Raw genomic sequence first — 4,008 nt, forward strand, 5'->3', positions numbered from 1 at the left:
ACCTACTCCTATACAATTGCAATCTATTCCTATTGTGTTGGAAGGGAAAGACCTCCTCGGCTGTGCGCAAACGGGTACCGGTAAAACGGCTGCGTTTGCTATCCCCATCTTGCAGTTATTACATAACAGTACCCCGGCAAAACAGGGTTTTAAACATATCCGTACATTGATCCTCACACCTACCAGGGAACTGGCCGTGCAGATCGATGAAAGTTTTGCCGCTTATGGCAAATACACCGGCCTGAAACACGATGTGATCTTTGGGGGTGTTCCGCAGCACAGGCAAACCATTGCGCTGCGCAACGGAACCGATATACTTATTGCCACACCGGGCCGTTTGCTCGACCTGATGAACCAGGGGTATATATACCTGAGCCACCTGGAAATATTTGTATTGGATGAAGCCGACCGCATGCTGGACATGGGCTTTATCAACGATATCAAAAAGGTGATCCGGGAACTGCCACAGCAACGCCAAACGCTTTTCTTTTCGGCTACCATGCCGCCAAGCATTGCACAACTGGCCAACTCCTTACTTTATAAACCGGAAAAAGTTACCATTACACCGGTATCTTCCACCGCGGAAAGGATTGAACAATCTGTTTATTTTGTAAAGAAGAAAGATAAACAGTCCCTGCTGGAAACCATTCTGAAAGATCGCCGTATTGAGCGTACCATTGTGTTTACGCAAACCAAGCATGGCGCGGACAGGATCGCAAAAAACCTGAAGAAACGTAATATCAATGCAGATGCCCTGCATGGCGATAAATCGCAGGCTTCCCGTCAGAACACCCTGAACAATTTTAAAAATGGCCGCCTGCGGGTATTGGTTGCCACAGATATTGCAGCAAGAGGGATTGATGTGGATTCACTGGAGCATGTGATCAACTACGACCTGCCAAATGTATCTGAAACATACGTACATCGTATAGGCAGAACCGGTAGGGCGGGCGCGGCAGGTTACGCCCTTTCTTTCTGTGATACAACAGAAAGGCCATATCTCCATAGTATCAACAAACTTATCCGGCAAACTATTCCATCTGTGCCACATCCGTTTGAGGAGGCAGCCCTGATGGAAGCCAACAGCGCTAACCCCGATACGCCAAAGGCGCCCCCGAGAAGGCCGAAGCCGCATAATCGGAGAGGAAAAATTGATAAGCGCGACAAAACGTTTTAGTGTTAGAAAATAGTCATAGTGACAGGGATGTTGTACCACAACATCCCTTTTATTTTGCATGTACCAGCCGTACGAATGACCGTTGATGCTACCGGTAACGGATAAACGTGTATTTAACATGGTGCCCGGACAAGAGGCTGCTTCTCTCATTCAGCCCATCCCCTGAAGCGTTTATTGCGCTTACTTTTGCTTAAATACAGGTAGGTATCAGAACATTATCTATATTTGCTGTACCTAAAGAAAAATCTTTACCCCGGTTTTATCCGTAAATACCAGGAATTAGCTCATTTTAACCGAACCCTTAACCAATCCTGATGGATCAGCAGCACTATATGGAGCAGCAACTGCGTAACATGGGACTTAGTGAAGAAGCGATCGCCATGTATAAGCAGCAACTGGCACCCGCAGCCAGTCCGGCTGACTGGCCAGCCCTTTATAAGAATAGTGTCAAACAATTCAACCAGTTATTTTCAGGCGATGATGCAGATGTAACCGATGTGGATGAACATCCGCGGGTCATATATCTGAATCAACACAGCAGATTGGACCCCATGCAGCAATGGGCTGTTGCCTGCGGGGCGGATATTGCCTTTGTAAACCGGCAGTGTCTGAACGATCTTGGTACCGGCGTTGCTAAGGAACAATGCCGTGAACAATTGTTGGAGTGGTGGGATATCAGGGATACTGCGGCATTGCAGGAAAAGCTGGGCTGGTTGCAGGAAAGTGGCCACCGGATAGAATACGATATTATCTGGCAGGCCATTAATGCTGTATCAATGAAAGAGAGTAAATCCTTTCTGAAAGAACATATTGCCACCAATGAACTGGAGGAGGCTGTGGTAATGGAACGGTTGCGTAATACCCGCGATGCCCTTGAGCTGTTCAGGGAACGGAAACTGATAAATGAAAGCCTTCAACCGGATACGCTTATCTGGGACTTTGCCCGCATAATAAACCTGAGCCGCTTAGGCTATGATGCCGGTTTTATCAGTTATGAACAGTCGGATGAATATATCCGGGCTTGTGTGCCCCTGATAAAACGTACCTATACCTCATGGAAGCACCTTTCTGTTTCCTACCAGTTTGCCCGTTGCGTATGGAATGGTGTGGAAATGGGCAGCTTCGATATCCTGCGTAATAACATGGAATACCTGCTGACCACACCGGAAAGCCCCTGGGTACGATTGCCCTTCAACCCCGGTTGTTAGTGCTGCATAATCCTGTTCTGCTCACTGTCTTTCAGGTGTACCAGAATGTGCTTCGGCAGTAGGGGACTGTCAAAGGCCAGGTCTATGGATGTTCTATGGAAGTCTTTAGCTTTTGCCACCCGGTGAAATATTTCATACAGTGCTATTGGTTCCTCATTGAAGCTTACGCAGGTGCTTACAAAGTTCAGCTCATTGATGGCATACCCCGGTCGCTTTATATTATCTTCCAGGTCTTTCAGCCGGCCAATGAAATGACGCTGACGGATAAACGTAGTACTGTTCATGATAATGAAGATGTAGTTGGCATAGGAGGTTATTTTGCCATAATACATATGATTATCCCTCCCTGTGCGTTCCACAAGATATTCGTCGCCCGACTTATATATCTCCAGTGAAGACCTCCAGATGCGTTCCCCTGTTTTTTTTTCTGATTTAAACGGAAGGTTGCGGTTATAGCAATACCAGTACCCCACCAGGTGATCCAGTAGTTTATGGTTCACTGCCGACAGGGGAATACCGATCTTAAGCTCATGAAATGGATATACTTCCAGTGAATTATTGATGAAATCAATATAGCTGCTGAAGCCCAGCACTACTGCCATCACATTGAGCTTGGAGAAATTGGGGCTGCTCAGGGAGGCAACGGCAGCGCTGTTTTTAGCGGCTTTGAGTTTCCTGATGATGAGGTGTTCATAAAAGTAATTATCACCGAAAAGGGAAGCGGATGCCGTTATTTTTTTTAAGCGTTGTTGTTTGCTGATGATGATATTGAACTCATTTACAACATGGCTCCATTCTGTTTTTGAAACGTCTTCCCAGCTTACCTTTTTAAGGTATTGGTAAGCAATGTAGTTCATCAGCCGTTCAAGGTTAAGCAGTTCTTCCTTACTCATAATAATACGATTATAATACGGAAATAGGTCTGTGTAAGATACGCACAAGACTTTAGTATTCTTAAATTATTTCATCTTGGTAATAACAAAAAAAAATGAAATTATGATGATGAAAAACGATCAGTTCATAGCCTTATCACCCGGTAAATTACTCTGGGAGCAGATCAGTAACTTTCATTTGGATGAACCGGGTATAAAGTTCCCGTTTTCAAAGAAGCTGGCCCGGGAACAGCGTTGGAGTGAGGCTTTCACGAGGCAGGCCATACAGGAGTATAAGCGGTTTATTTATCTCTGTTGTATTTCTCCAACGGGCGCTTCCCCTTCCGAAATTGTAGATAAGGTGTGGCATCAGCATTTGCTTTACACACAAAATTACTGGGAGGCATTTTGTGACAAAACACTGGGCAGAAAGATCCACCACTTCCCTTCCGGCGGCGGGAAGTCGGAAAAACAGCAATACGCTGCCTGGCAGGAGGACACGCTAAAGTTGTACCGGCAGTGTTTTGGAGAAGATCCCCCGGAAGCTATCTGGTCAAATAACCCCCCTGCTATTTTTTCTTCCCTGTTCAGGCGCTTTACTTTGTTTACCCGGCGCCGGTTAATGCTGCTCCTCTTCTTTTCTTTCTTTTTCTTTACAGGTTGTACCCGCGATGATGTTCCTTTCTTTGGTTTTATGGCAATATTAATGTTGTTCGGATTTGTTATGAAGGGAAGTGATAAAGACAAGAAA

The 4,008-nt window shown here is 45.7% G+C and carries 4 protein-coding genes; 3 read left to right on the top strand and 1 reads right to left on the bottom strand.

Features of this window, described 5'->3' with window-relative positions; genetic code table 11:
* Positions 1-1,177 (top strand): DEAD/DEAH box helicase (locus VN105_RS25150; protein WP_325645434.1); only part of this gene is annotated, 1,177 nt, incomplete at its 5' end.
* A 314-nt stretch (positions 1,178-1,491) separates the two neighbouring features.
* A complete protein-coding gene (locus VN105_RS25155) occupies positions 1,492-2,385 on the top strand; it encodes a DUF1266 domain-containing protein (protein WP_325645436.1) in 894 nt (297 codons plus the stop codon).
* On the opposite strand, the gene VN105_RS25160 is transcribed toward VN105_RS25155, so the two are convergent.
* Positions 2,382-3,278: a hypothetical protein gene (locus VN105_RS25160; protein WP_325645438.1), complete on the bottom strand. Its 897-nt coding sequence runs from the start codon at positions 3,276-3,278 to the stop codon at positions 2,382-2,384. The genes VN105_RS25155 and VN105_RS25160 overlap by 4 nt on opposite strands.
* Before the next feature lie 103 nt (positions 3,279-3,381).
* Between VN105_RS25160 and VN105_RS25165 the strand changes: the two genes are divergently transcribed.
* Positions 3,382-4,008, top strand: a 627-nt coding sequence (locus VN105_RS25165; RefSeq protein WP_325645440.1) for a glycine-rich domain-containing protein, incomplete at its 3' end; no start/stop codon positions are given.

The sequence above is a fragment of the Chitinophaga sp. genome (assembly GCF_035564935.1).
Lineage (GTDB): Bacteria > Bacteroidota > Bacteroidia > Chitinophagales > Chitinophagaceae > Chitinophaga.

Bases quoted from the DNA above. Each gene is read 5' to 3' on its own strand.
- VN105_RS25155 (WP_325645436.1), top strand. From the start codon at position 1,492: ATGGATCAGCAGCACTATATGGAGCAGCAACTGCGTAACATGGGACTT.
- VN105_RS25160 (WP_325645438.1), bottom strand. From the start codon at position 3,278: ATGAGTAAGGAAGAACTGCTTAACCTTGAACGGCTGATGAACTACATT.